Source organism: Flaviramulus sp. BrNp1-15 (genome assembly GCF_022259695.1).
Classification (GTDB): Bacteria; Bacteroidota; Bacteroidia; order Flavobacteriales; family Flavobacteriaceae; genus BrNp1-15.
Map to the genome: position 1 here is coordinate 3517738 of NZ_CP092099.1, position 16206 is coordinate 3533943.

General features: G+C 33.0%; 12 protein-coding genes. 5 read left to right on the forward strand and 7 right to left on the reverse strand.

The features are described 5' to 3' along the window. Positions 1 to 816: a DUF1080 domain-containing protein gene (locus MBM09_RS15625; RefSeq protein WP_238674649.1), complete on the forward strand. Its 816-nt coding sequence runs from the start codon at positions 1 to 3 to the stop codon at positions 814 to 816. A 29-nt stretch (positions 817 to 845) separates the two neighbouring features. After that, entirely contained in the window at positions 846 to 2291 is a 1446-nt protein-coding gene (locus MBM09_RS15630) for a Gfo/Idh/MocA family protein (protein ID WP_238674651.1), read from the forward strand. An 84-nt stretch (positions 2292 to 2375) separates the two neighbouring features. Here the strand turns inward: MBM09_RS15630 and azu are convergent, their stop codons facing one another. Beyond that, complete coding sequence (gene azu / locus MBM09_RS15635; RefSeq protein WP_238674652.1) at positions 2376 to 2897, reverse strand: azurin; 522 nt, start codon at positions 2895 to 2897, stop codon at positions 2376 to 2378. A 20-nt stretch (positions 2898 to 2917) separates the two neighbouring features. Next, positions 2918 to 4510 carry an NADP-dependent glyceraldehyde-3-phosphate dehydrogenase gene (locus tag MBM09_RS15640; protein ID WP_238674653.1) on the reverse strand — a complete coding sequence of 531 codons (1593 nt, stop codon included), beginning with the start codon at positions 4508 to 4510 and terminating at the stop codon, positions 2918 to 2920. Between the two features lie 232 nt (positions 4511 to 4742). Here MBM09_RS15640 and MBM09_RS15645 point away from each other — a divergent pair, with 232 nt between their 5' ends. The 3 genes from MBM09_RS15645 to MBM09_RS15655 all read left to right on the forward strand — a co-directional run bounded on the left by MBM09_RS15645 (position 4743) and on the right by MBM09_RS15655 (position 8756). Beyond that, the gene (locus tag MBM09_RS15645) at positions 4743 to 6149 is read left to right on the forward strand and encodes a DUF1080 domain-containing protein (protein ID WP_238674655.1); all 1407 of its coding nucleotides are present in this window, start codon (positions 4743 to 4745) and stop codon (positions 6147 to 6149) included. A gap of 14 nt (positions 6150 to 6163) precedes the next feature. Then, positions 6164 to 7507, forward strand: a complete 1344-nt coding sequence (locus tag MBM09_RS15650; RefSeq protein WP_238674656.1) for a Gfo/Idh/MocA family protein — start codon at positions 6164 to 6166, stop codon at positions 7505 to 7507. A gap of 67 nt (positions 7508 to 7574) precedes the next feature. After that, positions 7575 to 8756 carry a Gfo/Idh/MocA family protein gene (locus MBM09_RS15655; protein WP_238674658.1) on the forward strand — a complete coding sequence of 394 codons (1182 nt, stop codon included), beginning with the start codon at positions 7575 to 7577 and terminating at the stop codon, positions 8754 to 8756. A 10-nt stretch (positions 8757 to 8766) separates the two neighbouring features. Here MBM09_RS15655 and ilvA read toward each other — a convergent pair whose 3' ends face one another. From ilvA to ilvD, 5 genes are read right to left on the reverse strand one after another with little or no spacing between them, the layout of a single operon-like run. Then, positions 8767 to 10032, reverse strand: coding sequence for a threonine ammonia-lyase IlvA (gene ilvA / locus MBM09_RS15660; protein WP_238674660.1), 1266 nt, complete (start codon positions 10030 to 10032; stop codon positions 8767 to 8769). A gap of 11 nt (positions 10033 to 10043) precedes the next feature. Continuing rightward, on the reverse strand, positions 10044 to 11519 hold the full coding sequence (gene ilvC / locus MBM09_RS15665) for a ketol-acid reductoisomerase (protein WP_238674661.1): 1476 nt from the start codon (positions 11517 to 11519) through the stop codon (positions 10044 to 10046). A 16-nt stretch (positions 11520 to 11535) separates the two neighbouring features. Beyond that, complete coding sequence (ilvN, locus tag MBM09_RS15670) at positions 11536 to 12069, reverse strand: acetolactate synthase small subunit (RefSeq protein ID WP_238674663.1); 534 nt, start codon at positions 12067 to 12069, stop codon at positions 11536 to 11538. Between the two features lie 12 nt (positions 12070 to 12081). Continuing rightward, positions 12082 to 13815: a biosynthetic-type acetolactate synthase large subunit gene (gene ilvB, locus MBM09_RS15675; protein ID WP_238674665.1), complete on the reverse strand. Its 1734-nt coding sequence runs from the start codon at positions 13813 to 13815 to the stop codon at positions 12082 to 12084. Positions 13816 to 13868: 53 nt separating this feature from the next. Further along, the gene (gene ilvD / locus MBM09_RS15680) at positions 13869 to 15554 is read right to left on the reverse strand and encodes a dihydroxy-acid dehydratase (protein ID WP_238674667.1); all 1686 of its coding nucleotides are present in this window, start codon (positions 15552 to 15554) and stop codon (positions 13869 to 13871) included. Positions 15555 to 16206: the final 652 nt, after the last annotated feature.

Here is a 16206-nt window from a genome sequence, read left to right on the forward strand (position 1 = left end):
ATGAAATATAATTCAACAATAATAACCATAGTTGTTTTAGCTTTATGTTTTAGCTGTAAAGAAAAACCTAAAGAAACCACCGAGAAAGATATAGTTACTACTGAAACCACTGAAAATTGGAAATCATTATTTAATGGAAAAAATTTAGATGGCTGGTTGGTAAAAATTAATGGTTACGAGTTGAATAATAATTACAACAATACCTTTAGAGCTGAAGATGGTGTTTTAAAAGTATCCTATGATGACTATGAAAATTTCACTGATGAATTTGGTCATATCTTTTATAAAACACCTTTTTCAAATTATAAATTTAGACTACAATACAGGTTTGTAGGTAATCAAGTTAAAGGCGGAGAAGATTGGGCTAAAAAAAATAGTGGCATTATGTTGCATTGTCAATCTCCAGAAAGCATGCTTGTAAAACAAGGGTTTCCTTTATCTTTAGAAGCTCAACTTTTAGGAGGCGTTAATAAAGACGAACCTAGATCTACAGGAAATTTATGTACACCTGCAACCCATGTTGTAATTAATGGTGAATTAAATACAGAGCACTGCATAAGCGCTAATAGCGAAACTTATTACGGAGAAGAATGGATAACTGCAGAAGTTGTAGTTAATAACGATTCTATAACTCATTTCATTAATGGAAAACCTGTTATTTCTTATTCAAATCCCACAATAGGTGGCGAATTTTTAGATACCACAGCAAAAGAAATTCAAGCTAAAGACGGACAGCCATTAACGAGTGGTTATATATCACTACAAAGTGAGAGCCACCCTATAGAGTTTAAAAATATTGAAATTCTGGAATTATAACTTTTAATCAACCTAAAACCCTTTCACAAATGAATAAAAACTCATCTACCAGCAGGCGTTCATTTATTAAAAAAACAGCCTTAACTACTTTAGGAATTTCAATTATCCCAAGACATGTTATGGGTAAAGGTTTTATCGCACCAAGTGATAAATTAAACATTGCAGTTGTTGGAGCCGGTGGAAAAGGATATTCAGATATGGTTAATGTTTGGAATAATGGAGCATCGAATATTGCTGCTATTTGTGATGTAGATTGGAATAGAGCAGCAGATGCTTTTAAAAAATTTCCTAAAGCAAAACAATTTAAAGATTACAGAAAGTTATTAGATAACATGAACGATATTGATGCAGTTACTGTATCAACACCAGATCATACACATGCTGTTATTACACTAGCAGCAATGCAATTGAATAAAGATGTTTATGTACAAAAACCTTTAACTCATAATATCTATGAGGCTAGAGTACTTACTGAAGCGGCTAACAAATACAAAATAGTAACCCAAATGGGAAACCAAGGCGCCTCAGGAAAAGGTGTACAAACAATGATAGATTGGTTTGACTCTGGAATAATTGGAAATGTAAACCAAGTAGATGTTTGGACTAACAGACCTGTATGGCCACAAGGCATAAAAACACCTACTGATAAACCAGCATTACTTGATAATTTAGATTGGGATAGTTGGGTAGGACCTGCGGAATGGGTTGATTATCATCCTTTATATCACCCATTTAAATGGAGAGGCTGGTGGAATTTTGGAACTGGAGCCTTAGGTGATATGGGTTGCCATTTAATGGATCCGCCATATAGAGTTTTAGGTTTAGGATATCCTACTGAAGTAGAAAGTAGTGTAGGAGCCATCTTCACTCAAGATTGGACGCCTGATTATTATCCTGAATCTTGCCCGCCTTCATCTAGAACTCAATTAAAATTTGAAGCTTCAGAAAAAAATCCTTCACAAGTAAAACTTAACTGGACAGATGGTGGTTTACGACCATTCCATCCAGAACTTATTCCTGCAGACCACCCTATAGGTGATGAGAATAGTGCGAATGGCGTTATTATGATTGGTGAAAAGGGCATAATGACTTGTGGAACCTATGGCAGAAATCCTAAAGTATATCTTAACTCTGGTGAAATTATTTTATCTGAAAATGACAATTCTGAAGAAAGCAATTTACCTGAAAACGGACATCATGCAAAATGGGTTGAAGCTTGCAAAGCAGGATTTGGAAGTGAAGAACACAAATCACTTACATCTTCATTTGATTTTGCTGGCCCTCTAACAGAATCTATTTTAATGGGTAATCTCGCTATTAGAAGTTACAATTTAAGAGAGAAAGCAGGTGAACGATTTGAATATCCTGGACGTAAAAAACTACTTTGGGACGGAACAAATATGAAAATAACAAATTTTGAACCAGCTAATCAATTTGTTAAACGCGAATACAGAGAAGGCTGGAAATTAGACTAAACTAACTTTTACTCACTATACTAATAAAAAAAGCCATTTTTAGATAACTCTAAAAATGGCTTTTTATTTTTTAAGGTAAAAAGATTACTCAACAATAAATTTACCTCGCATCATACCAGAATGCCCAGGAAAACTACATAAAAAATCATATGTTCCAGCTTCTGGTGCATCAAACTCAATTGAAGTAACTTGACCACCACCAATTAAATCTGTATACGCAATAATATCTTGAGAATCTTTTGGTATATATTTATTATCTCTTTCCGTTGCTGCTTTAGCTGAAAACTGAGAAATATCAACTCCTTTTTTAAGAATAACTACATTATGACCCATAATATTAATATCGAGCTTTCCAACATGTCTTAAAGTAAGTTTTACTTTTTTACCTGCCTTAACTTTAATTTCATTAGTGTTAAATTTCATAACATCGTTAGCTGTTATTACAACATTAGTGACATTCTCATCAACATCTTTAGAACTTGAAGATTCTGAAGAACTTGTTTTTTCATAAGAGAAACCTTCTTTTTTCTTTTCTTCTTTTCCTCCACAGTTAAACATTAATGAAGCTAGTAAAATAGACAATAATTGAATTCTTATAATTTTCATGCTTAATTTTTAATTTAGTTTTATAATATATAATCTGTACTTATAAAGTTAGATGCTTTTTTATCTAAAAGTTCATACAATATAGACTTATTATAAGCATTATCTTTTGAAGCTACAAAAGTACGTATTGAAAACGAACGTAAAGCATCATGAACACTTAAAGTACTAAATGCAGAATCTTTTCTTCCTGTAAAAGGGTAAACATCTGGACCTCTTTGACAAGAACTATTTAGGTTTACTCTACACACCAAATTTACTAAAGTATCAATTAATGGCGCCAATGTGTTTACATCTTTTCCAAATAAACTTACTTGTTGTCCGTAATTTGATTCTGCCAAATCATCTAAGGGCTCTTCAATATTTTTAAAAGATATAACTGGCACAACAGGACCAAATTGTTCTTCTTTATAAACTCGCATATTTTTATTTACAGGATATAAAACCGCTGGAAAAATAAAATTCTCGGTAGTTTCCCCACCTTTTTCATTTAATATAGTTGCTCCCTTTTCTTTAGCATCATCAATTAATTCTTGAATATAAGCCGGTTTATCTACTTCTGGAAGCGGAGTTAATTTTACACCTTCTTCCCATGGGTTACCAAATTTAAGCGCATCTACTTTAGCAGAAAAACGTTTATTAAACTCATCTACAATAGATTCATGAACATATAATACTTTTAGCGCCGTACAACGTTGCCCATTAAAAGACAATGTTCCAGCTATACATTCGTTTACAGCCAAGTCTAAATCGGCATCTGGTAAAACAATGGCTGGATTTTTAGCTTCTAACCCTAAAACCATACGCAATCTATTTCCTTTTGGATGAACCGATTGTAACGCATTTGCAGATTTACTATTACCAATTAATGCTAATACATCAACTTTACCCGATTTCATTATTGGTGTAGCTAAAACACGACCACGACCATAAATAACATTTACCACACCTTTAGGAAAACTGCTTTGAAAAGCTTCTAGTAAAGGTGAAATAAGTAACACACCTAGTTTTGCAGGTTTAAAAACCACTGTATTCCCCATGATTAATGCAGGAATTAAGAGCGTAAAAGTTTCATTCAGGGGGTAATTGTATGGCCCTAAACACAGTACGGTTCCTAGAGGACCTCTTCGAATATGTGCGTAAACACCATCATGTTTCTCAAACTTTGCAGAATCTCTATCTATTTGTTTATAATCTTCAATAGTATCGTAAATGTAATCAACCGTTCTATCGAATTCCTTTTCAGAATCTGGAAGATTTTTACCTATTTCCCACATTAAAAGTTTTACAACTTCTTCTCTCTTGGTTTTCATTTGCTCAACAAACTTTTCCATACAAGCTATTCTATCTACAACTTTCATTGTAGGCCATAAGCCTTGACCTTTACCATAAGCGCTTAAAGCAGAGTTTAGAGCATCCATTGCTTCTGTTTCACCTAAATCAGGAACTGTTCCTAATAATGTTGGTTTGTAATCATCGGTTGAAGAAATTGTTGAGTACACTTCACTTGTATCTCCGTTCCAAGTTTTTAATTCACCTGAAACTAAATAGCTTTTTTGATGTAAAAGTGAAGTAATTTTATATTGCTTTGGGATTTCTGTTATTGTAGAATTCATATGCTAGAATATTGTATTATAACCTATAGCTAAAATACTCAATATTTACCTAAAAGAATCATTAAAAAGCCTTGAAGCAGTAGAAATATCATATTCTTAATACTTAAATTAATTGTTTATAAAATACCTAAAGCGCAATCGATTGCGTATATTTTTTTTTACATGATATTTTTTAATACATTTGATTTTAGAGTTTTATTTTAACTTATTTTAAAACCTAAAAACTAACTAAATGAAACAACTATCAGCAAGACTGTTTTTTATCATTATTTTACTATTAATAAACCTAACAATTTTTCAAGTAAATGCGCAAACAAAACAAAACGAATGGAGTTCAATTTTTAATGGTAAAGATTTAAAAGGTTGGAAGCAATTAAATGGAAATGCTCAATACAAAGTAGAAAATGGTGAAATTATTGGAATTTCAGAAACTAACACACCAAATAGTTTTTTATGCTCTGAAACAAAATATGACAATTTTATTTTAGAATTTGATGTTTTATTAGACCCAACTCTTAACTCGGGTGTTCAGTTTCGATCAAATAGTCTTAAAGATTACAATAATGGTAGAGTTCATGGATATCAATTTGAGTTAGATCCTAGTGACCGTGCTTTTAGCGGAGGTATTTATGATGAAGCTAGACGAGGTTGGATGTACCCTTTATCTATAAACCAAAAAGCACGTAAAGCTTTTAAAAACGGCGTTTGGAATAGATGCAGAATAGAAGCAATTGGAAACCACATTAGAACTTGGATTAATGGAATACAGTGTGCAAATTTAATTGATAGTGAAACTGCTACAGGGTTTATTGCTTTACAAGTACACAGTATTGGCTCTAAAAATGAAGACGCTGGTAAAGAAATTAGATGGAAAAATATTAGAATTAAAACCAATAACTTAGATGAAGAACTTTGGCCTTCAGATCCAGAAGTAAGAGAAATTAGTTATCTAAAAAACTCATTAACTAAAAACGAAATAAATAAAGGTTGGCGTTTACTTTGGGATGGCAAAACTAATAAAGGATGGAAAGGTGCAAAAATAGACCAATTTCCAAATTCTGGATGGGAAATAAAAGATGGAGAATTAACAATTTTAGCAACTGACGGAGGAGAATCTACTGGTCCTGGAGACATTATTACTATAAATACTTTCAGCAGTTTTGAGTTAGAATTAGAGTTTAAAATTACAGAAGGTGCTAATAGTGGCATTAAATACTTTGTTGATTCTGAATTAAACAAAGGCCCAGGCTCTGCTATTGGTTGTGAGTTTCAAATCTTAGACGATGAAAATCATCCAGACGCTAAAGCTGGCGTTAACGGCAACAGAACCGTAGGATCTTTATATGATTTAATAGCGGCAGAAAATCTTTCAGTACATGGAAGAAGCAAACAATTTAAAGGTATTAATAGTTGGAATAAAGCAAGAATAGTTGTTAAAGGGTCTAAAGTTGAACATTGGTTAAATAATGAAAAAGTAATAGAATACAATAGGCATTCACAAATGTTTATAGCACTCGTAGCATACAGTAAATACAAAAAATGGTCTGACTTTGGTCAATGGGCTAGCGGCCATATTTTACTTCAAGACCATGGAAATACCGTTCATTACAGAAGTATAAAAATTAGAGAATTTAATTAAAAAATAATTTTAACATGAGTTCAAATAGAAGAGATTTTATAAAAAAAGCAACAGCCGGTGCCGTTGGTGTAACATTAACTGGAGGTTTAACAAGTGCTTCTGCGATAAGTTATTCAAGAATTATTGGATCTAATGATAGAATTCAAGTTGCTATTCAAGGATTAGGCAGACGATGGGGTGCTTACATAGAAGCTATCTCAGATAAAACTAACAATGTGGAACTCGTGTATTTATGCGATGTTATGAAAAGTCAGCGCGAAAAAGCAGCTAAGACCATCTCTAAGTCAATTAATTACAAGCCAAAATTAGAAAATGATATTAGAGTTATTTTAGATGACAAAAAAATAGATGCCATATTTATGGCTACACCAGACCATTGGCATGCTCCAGGAGCATGTATGGCTATGCAAGCTAACAAACATGTATATTTAGAAAAACCATGTAGCCATAATCCAAGAGAAGGAGAATTACTAATTGCATATCAAAAAAAATATGGTAAGCTTATACAAATGGGGAACCAACAACGATCATCAATAGAATCAGCATCTATTATTAAGGATATCCATGATGGTGTTATTGGAGATGCATATAAAGCAATTGCATTTTACACAAATTCTAGAGGTGAAGTTCCAATTCCTAAAAAAGCAAATCCTCCTGAAGGTTTGGACTGGGACCTTTTTCAAGGTCCATCGCCCCGAAAAGATTATATGCATGATACTTGGGATTATAATTGGCACTGGTACGGATGGGATTTTGGAACTGCAGAAACAGGAAATAATGCTACACACGAATTAGACATAGCACGTTGGGCACTGGGTGTAGATTATCCAGAACATGTAGATGTGTATTCAGGAAAATTTCAATATAAGAATGACGGCTGGGAAATGTATGACACTATGGAAGCTACATTTAAATTTTCTAATAATAAAATTATTCAGTGGGATGGCCAAAGTAGAAATGGATACGATAAATATGGAGCTGGTAGAGGCACTATAATTTATGGATCTAAAGGATCGGTTTTTATAGACAGAGAAGGCTATAAATTATTTGATTTAAAAGGTAATTTAATTAGAGACAAAAAAGGCGGTAGTGAAGATGGCTTAGCTCTAGGCGGTGGAGGAAATCTTTCAACAAGGCATTCAGTAAACTTTTTTCAAGCAATTAAAGAAAAAGAGCCTTTAACCTCTCCTATTGAACAAGGCGTTGTTAGCCAAATGCTAACGCACTATGCAAATATTTCATCTAGAATAGGAAAATCGTTTGAAGTAGACGATCAAACAGGAACAATATACGATCGTGATGCTATGAAATTATGGTCCAGAACTTATGAACCAGGTTGGGAGATTAAACCCGTTTAATCAGCAAAACAATAATTAATTTCACAAGTAGCAAGCAGTATATAATACTATTAAAAAATTATAGTAGATGAAAAGAAGAGAGTTTATAACTAAAGGAGGGCTTGTAACAGCCGGTATAATTACAACCTCATCAACTTTAGGAGCATTATCTAAAAGATTTAGTAGTAATAATATTGTTAATATTGGAATTATAGGCACTGGCAGTAGAGGTAGTGGACTCATTTCTGTTTTAAACAAAATTGAAGGTATAAATGTTTCTGCAATCTGTGATATTTTACCTTTTCAATTAGAAAAAGGTATTTCAAGAACTAAAAACAAAGTTAACACCTATAAGGATTACAAAAAATTATTAGAAAACAAAGATGTAGATGCCGTATTAATAGCAACACCCTTTAGTTCACATTCAACAATAGCTATTGATGCTTTAGACGCAGGAAAACACGTTTACTGTGAAAAGACTATGGCAAAAGGTTTTACTGAAATTGATAATCTTGTAGAGAAAGTAGCTTATTCTAAATTGATTTTTCAAACGGGGCACCAATATCATAGTTCTAAACTATACAGTCATGTTGTGAACCTAATAAAAAAGGGAGAAATTGGTCAAATATCTTCCTTTGAATGTCAATGGAATAGAAATGGAGATTGGAGAAGACCTGTTCCAAATCCTTCATTGGAACGTGCAATAAACTGGAGAATGTATCGGGAATACTCAGGTGGATTAGTAGCAGAATTATGCTCACATCAAATAGATTTTGTGTATTGGGTTTTAGGTGAAAATCCAAAAAAAATAATGGGAACTGGTGGTGTTGACTTTTGGAAAGATGGCAGAGAAACATTTGACAATATTCATTTAATCTTTGAATACCCTAGTGGTGTAAAAGCGAAATTCACATGCTTAACCAATAACTCTCTAGGCGATTATCAAATAAAAGTACATGGAAGTAAAGGCACTATACTACTAGATTACAATAATGCATGGATTTATCATGAAAAAGGATTTAAAAAAGAAATAACAGATGTAGATGGTGTTTCTGGAGCAACGGCTAACGCATATTTACAAGGCAAAGGTTATCCTATTGAAATATCTCATTTAGACCCAACTAAACAAGCTTTAGTTGATTTTAGAGATTCTATTATAGAAAACAAAGAACCTATTTCAAATGTATATACAGGAGCAGATACGGCAAGATCTGTTCAATTATCTTTAGATGCTATGTACAATCAAAATATTCAATATTGGAAAAAATAAATTATCAGCCTTAAACCAAAAACTCAAACAAATCTGGTTTGTCATTTAGATAATCACCATAAAAATTACGCTCCTTCATACGATCTATTAAAGGCTTTAAATCATAAGCCGATTTTAATTGAACTCCAACCACAGCTGAACCATTTTCTCGATTCGTCTTTTTAGCATACTGAAAGTAAGTAACATCATCGTTTTCGCCTAAAATATCAACCACAAACTCTTTTAGCGCTCCTGCCCGTTGAGGGAAATTTATAATAAAATAATGCTTTAAATTAGCGTATAGTAAAGCACGTTCTTTTATTTCTGGAGTACGTGTAATATCATTATTACTCCCACTTACAACACAAACTACATTTTTACCTTTTATTTCATCGGCATAAAAATCTAGTGCAGATATACTTAATGCTCCAGCAGGCTCTACCACTATAGCATCTTTATTATAAAGTTCTAAAATAGTTTCGCAAACTTTACCTTCTGGCACTGTTAACATCGCATGTAAATTTGCTTTACAAATTTCAAAATTTAAATCGCCCACACGTTTTACAGCAGCACCATCAATAAATTTTTCGATATGGTCTAACTCTGTGTTTTTGTTGTTTTTTATTGAAACCGTCATTGATGGAGCACCTTCTGGCTCTACACCAATAATTTTTGTATTTGGTGACAATGTTTTAAAAACAGTTGATAAACCCGCTGCTAAACCTCCACCACCAACAGCAATAAAAACATAATCGATAGGAACATCACTTTGTTCTAAAATCTCTAAGCCTATAGTTGCTTGTCCTTCAATAACCTTTTCATCATTAAAAGGATGTATAAATGTTTTTTTTAGCTGATTACACTCTAACATAGCAGCGTGATAAGCATCATCATACGTATCACCTACTAATTTAATTTCAATATAATCTTCGCCAAACATTTTAACTTGCTCTACTTTTTGATTTGGTGTTGGTGCAGGTATATAAATAGTGCCTTTTATTTTTAATAATTTACACGATAGGGCAACACCTTGGGCATGATTACCAGCACTTGCACAAACGACTCCATTTGCAGATTCTTTTGTAGTTAGTGAGCTTATTTTGTTATAAGCTCCTCTAATTTTATAAGAACGTACTTGCTGCAAGTCTTCGCGCTTTAAAAGAATATTAGCATTAAATTGTTTTGAATATCTTATGCTATGGCTTAAAGGCGTAACTGCCGATACTTTTTTAATGGTATCGGCAGCTACTTTAATATTATCTATACTAGGAAAATATGTTTTGTTTTCCTTATTCATAAACTCTTTTTTTAAACTATAGGTTTCATAGCTGTCATTGATGCTCTTAAAAAAGATCCTATTTTTTCAACAGGATGTTCTCTTAAAGCCTTATTCACCTCTATTAATTTAGCATTATCAACACCTTTACCATTGTCTTTAGCATATGCTTTACCTATAACATCGGTATCTATTTTGGTCATAAAATCTGCTAATAACGGTTTACAAGCATGATCGAACAAATAGCAACCATACTCTGCAGTATCAGAGATTACACTATTCATTTCGTATAATTTACGTCTAGCAATAGTATTTGCAATAAGTGGTGTTTCGTGTAACGACTCATAGTATGCAGATTCATCAATAATTCCAGAATCTGTCATAGCTTCAAAAGCAAGTTCAACTCCTGCTCTTACCATGGCTACCATTAACACACCATTATCATAGTATTCTTGTTCTGAAATTTCAACATCTCCAGCTGGCGTTTTTTCGAAAGCCGTTTCAGCAGTTTCAGCTCTCCATCCTAATAAATCTTTATCATCATTAGCCCAATCTTGCATCATTCCGCTAGAAAACTTACCTTCCATAATATCATCCATATGCTTTTGGAATAGCGGACGCATAATATCTTTTAATTCTTCAGAAAGTTCAAAAGCTTTAATCTTTGCTGGGTTTGATAAACGATCCATCATATTAGTAATACCACCATATTTAAGACCTTCTGTTACAGTTTCCCAACCATATTGAATTAATTTTGAAGCATAACCTGCGCCAATGCCTTTTTCAATCATTTTATTAAAACAAAGAATAGACCCTGTTTGTAACAAACCACAAAGAATAGTTTGCTCACCCATTAAATCAGACTTAACCTCAGCAACAAAAGATGATGCTAAAACACCAGCTCTATCTCCACCAGTTGCCGCAGCATAAGCTTTTGCTTGTGCCCAACCTTTTCCTTCTGGATCATTTTCTTCATGTACCGCAATAAGTGTTGGTACACCAAAACCTCTTTTATACTCTTCTCTAACTTCTGTTCCTGGGCATTTAGGTGCCACCATAATAACTGTTAAATCTTCACGTATTTGCATACCTTCTTCAACAATATTGAATCCGTGTGAATATGATAATGTTGCTCCTTTTTTCATTAAAGGCATAACTGCTTTTACCACATTAGTATGTTGCTTATCTGGAGTTAAGTTTAATACTAAATCTGCTGATGGAATTAACTCTTCATAAGTTCCTACATTAAATCCGTTTTCGGTTGCATTAACATAAGATGCACGTTTTTCAGCAATGGCTTGCGGTCTTAAAGCATAAGAAATATTTAACCCAGAATCTCTCATGTTTAACCCTTGATTTAAACCTTGCGCTCCACAACCTACTACTACAATTTTTTTACCTTTTAATGCATTTACACCTTCTTCAAACTCTGAAGAGTCCATGAATCTACACTTCGATAATTGATTTAACTTGTCTCTTAACGATAGTGTGTTAAAATAATTTCCCATTTTTAATTATTAGTTATTATTGGTTATTGAATGCTAATAGCATTTCTGTTACTTTCATTTCATCTTTAGTTACTGCTATGCGACCAGAACGCACAAATTGCATAATGCCAAAAACATTTAAATCTCTACGCAATGATTCAATTTCGTTTCTTCTTCCAGACTTTTCTAGTACAAAAAACTCTTTATTTACAGTAACTATTCTTGTATTACTTTCTTTAATTATATTCTGAATTTGAGGCTCTTCAAACAATAAAGCTGATTTTATTTTAAACATACCTGATTCCTGATAAATAGTTTCTTCATCTGTATGATAATAAGCTCGAATAACTTCCACTTGCTTTTCAAATTGACCTACAATCTTTTTAGCTTGAGTTTCTGAAATATTTACAACAATCACAAAACGATTAACACCTTCTATCTCTGACTGTGAAGTGGTTAAGCTTTCAATATTGATATGTCTACGTTGAAAAATTGCCGATATACGGTTTAGCAAACCGATGTTATTTTCGGTGTAAATGGATATGGTTAATGTTTTTATATCTTCTTTCATTTGATTTCTAATTTAGCTTAAACGTACATCTGAAACCGATGCTCCCGAAGGAATCATTGGAAATACATTATCTTCTTTTTCTACACAAACCTCTAAGAAATAAGATTCTTTTGATGCAATCATTTCTTTTACTGCATCTGCTAATTCTTCTCGCTTAACAACTTTTCTGGCTTTAATATAATAGCCTTCTGCTATGGCCACAAAATTAGGGTTTGTCATTTCTGTAGATGCGTATCGTTTGTCGAAAAATAGCTGTTGCCATTGACGCACCATTCCTAAAAATTCATTATTTAAAACCACAATTTTTACTGGTACTTGTTGTTGGAAAATGGTTCCTAATTCTTGAATAGTCATTTGGTAACCACCATCACCAATAATAGCAACCACTTCTCTTTCTGGTGCTGCCATTTTTGCACCAATAGCTGCTGGTAAAGCAAATCCCATTGTACCTAAACCGCCTGATGTGATATTACTTTTTGTAATATTAAAATCTGCATAACGACAAGCTATCATTTGGTGTTGTCCAACATCTGAAACGATTGCAGCATTACCTTTTGTTTCAATATTTATTTGCTTTAATACTTCTCCCATGGTTAACCCTTCTTTAGTTGGAGAAATATCATTCTTTATTACTTTTTCATATTCAACTTCATATAAATCTTTAAATTCTTGTAGCCAAGATTCGTGAGAATTTTTATTTAATAGTGGTAAAAGTTTAGCTAGACTATCTTTTGAATCACCAATAACAGCAACATCTGTTTTTACATTTTTGTCAATTTCTGCTGGATCAATATCAAAATGGATAACTTTTGCTTGTTTTGCATACGTATCTAAACTTCCTGTAACACGATCATCAAAACGCATCCCAATAGCAATAAGCACATCACATTCGTTAGTTAACTTATTTGGCGCATAATTACCATGCATACCCACCATACCAATATTTAATGGATGTGATGTAGGAAGTGCAGAAGCCCCAAGAATTGTCCAAGCAGATGGAATACCTGCTTTTTCAATCACTGCTTTTAATTCTTTTTCAGCTTCTCCAAGAATAACACCTTGCCCCCAAACAATCATGGGTTTTTTAGCTGCATTTATTAATTCTGCTGCAGCTTTAACTGCCTCTGGATTAGTTTTTGGCACTGGAATATAACTTCTAATGCCTGTACACTTTTCATATTTAAAATCAAACTCAGAAACTTGAGCATCTTTAGTAATATCTACTAAAACTGGTCCTGGACGACCGCTTTTTGCAATGTAAAATGCTTTAGCTAAAACTTCTGGAATTTCTGAAGCTTTAGTTACTTGATGATTCCATTTTGTAACCGGTGTTGAAATTCCAACGATATCGGTTTCTTGAAACGCATCACTTCCTAATAAATGAGAAAACACCTGTCCTGTGATACACACCATAGGTGTAGAATCTATTTGTGCATCTGCAATTCCTGTTATTAAGTTAGTAGCTCCTGGACCAGAAGTTGCCATAGCAACTCCTACTTTACCGGAAATACGAGCATAGCCTTGAGCAGCATGCGTAGCTCCTTGTTCGTGGCGCGTTAAGACATGATGAATTTTGTCTTGGTACTTGTATAATTCATCATAAACAGGCATAATAGCTCCTCCTGGATATCCATAAAGAATATCTACGCCTTCTTCTATTAAACATCTAATAATAGCTTCACTACCTGTTATACGTTCTGTTTTAGCTGCCACTTCTTTGGTTTTTTTTACTGTTTGTGTATCCATAACTCACAATGTTTACGCCCTTTAAATTAAACTCGGGTGATGTATAATTTGTTTTAAAATGCATCGGTAACACATCCTTTAGAAGCTGATGCTACAGATTTTGCATATTTATATAGTATTCCTTTTTTGTGTTTTAACTCTGGCTCTGTCCATTCTGCTTTACGTTTTGCTAACTCCTCATCAGAAATTAGAACATTAATAGAGTTATCTTCAGCGCTAATTCTAATTTTATCTCCTGTTTCTAATAATCCTATGGTTCCCCCAGATTGTGCTTCTGGAGTAATATGACCAACAACAAAACCGTGTGTTCCTCCTGAAAAACGACCATCTGTAATTAAAGCAACAGATTTTCCTAAACCAGCTCCCATAATTAACGAAGTTGGTTTTAGCATTTCTGGCATTCCTGGACCACCTTTTGGACCTACATATCTAATGACGACCACATCTCCTCTTTCTACTTCGCCATTTGAAATTCCTGTATTAGCAGCTTGCTCACCATCATAAACCACCGCTTTACCTTCAAATACTAATCCTTCTTTTCCTGAAATTTTTGCTACAGCGCCTTCAGAAGCTAAGTTTCCATAAAGAATCTGTAAGTTCCCTGAAGTTTTTAATGCTTTATCTTTTGGATAAATAACATCTTGCTCATCTTCAAATTTAAGAGGTTCAACATCTTTTAAATTTTCAGCCAAAGTTTTACCAGTAACTGTCATACACTCACCATGTAAATAACCATTGTCTAATAAATATTTCATAACAGCAGGTGTTCCACCAATACCATGAACATCTTCCATTAAATATTTTCCACTAGGTTTTAAATCGGCTATCAATGGGGTTCTATCACTAACACGTTGAAAATCTTCCAAAGTAAAATCGATATCTGCTGCATGGGCAATGGCTAAAAAGTGTAACACCGCATTGGTTGAACCACCTAAAGCATTTACAAGTGCGATAGCATTTTCAATAGATTTTTTAGAAATAATATCTAAAGGCTTTAAATCTAACTCCAAAAGATTTTTTATCGCTCTTGCAGTTCTTTCGCTTTCAGATAATTTATTAGGGTTTTCAGCAGGAATAGAAGAATTATAAGGAAGTGCAAAACCCATACACTCAATAGCAGAAGCCATTGTGTTTGCTGTGTACATACCACCACAAGCACCCGCTCCCGGAATAGCTCTTTTTATAATTTCTCTATACTCATCTTCTTCAATTTCACCAGCAACTTTCTGTCCTAAAGCTTCAAAAGCAGAAACGATATTTAATTTTTTTCCTTTGTATTTTCCTGAAGCAATAGTTCCTCCGTACATCATTATTGACGGACGGTTTAAACGCAACATCGCAATAACTGCTCCTGGCATATTTTTATCACAACCAACCACAGAAATTAATGCATCATAACTTTGAGCATTCATTACAGTTTCAATGGAATCTGCAATAATATCTCGTGATGCTAATGAGTAATTCATACCAGAAGTACCCATAGAAATACCATCGCTAACACCAATCGTATTAAACCCTAAACCTATTAAACCAGCTATTTTACACTCAATTTTAACCTCTGCAGCTAATCCATTTAAGTGCATGTTACAAGGGTTTCCATCGTACCCTGTACTAGCAATACCCACTTGAGCTTTCTTCATATCCTCATCAGTCAAACCAACTGCATATAACATGGCTTGGGATGCTGGTTGAGATTCATCTTGCGTTAACCTTTTACTGTGTTTATTAAGTTCCTTCATTTTTGTTGCAGATAATCTTTTATTTTTTGTTTTAGTTAGTCAATGAGTTAAATTATTTAGATTTTTATTAAATATTCTTCAAAAGAGAATTAATAAGCATCGAAAGTAATTTATTAGGTTTTTATAATAGCTAATCTTAAATTTTTAAGGTTAAATCCATAATCACAAAAAAAATATTAACAATCTGTTTATCAGTTATTTAAACTGTATTTTCTATGATGTTCAAAAATGAAAAAAAATCCATAAAAAAACCTTCCAGTTTTAGGAAGGTTTAAATTTATTTAAGTTTTTATATACCATTCCCAATCACTGTGAAATAATCACAATGACAATAATAGAAATGATATTTAAAACTTTATTTCTCATTTATGCATTACAAATATTTATAAATAATTTTTAACTAACAATTGTTTTTCACCAAAAAGTAAAAAAATTACTTTTTGTCGAAAAAAAACAAAATCATCCACCAGTCCTTTTTATTTTTTTATTTTTACCGTCACAAATAACAGAGGAAAGATTTGACTGATTGCAACCTCTTTTTATATTGAACTTTTTTTAATCTTAAAAGATACTGAAACAAGTTCAGCATAAATTTAAAAATGCTAAAGGCAGTGAGAACTTCCTTCGACGTTATCCGTCAAATCTTGAATAA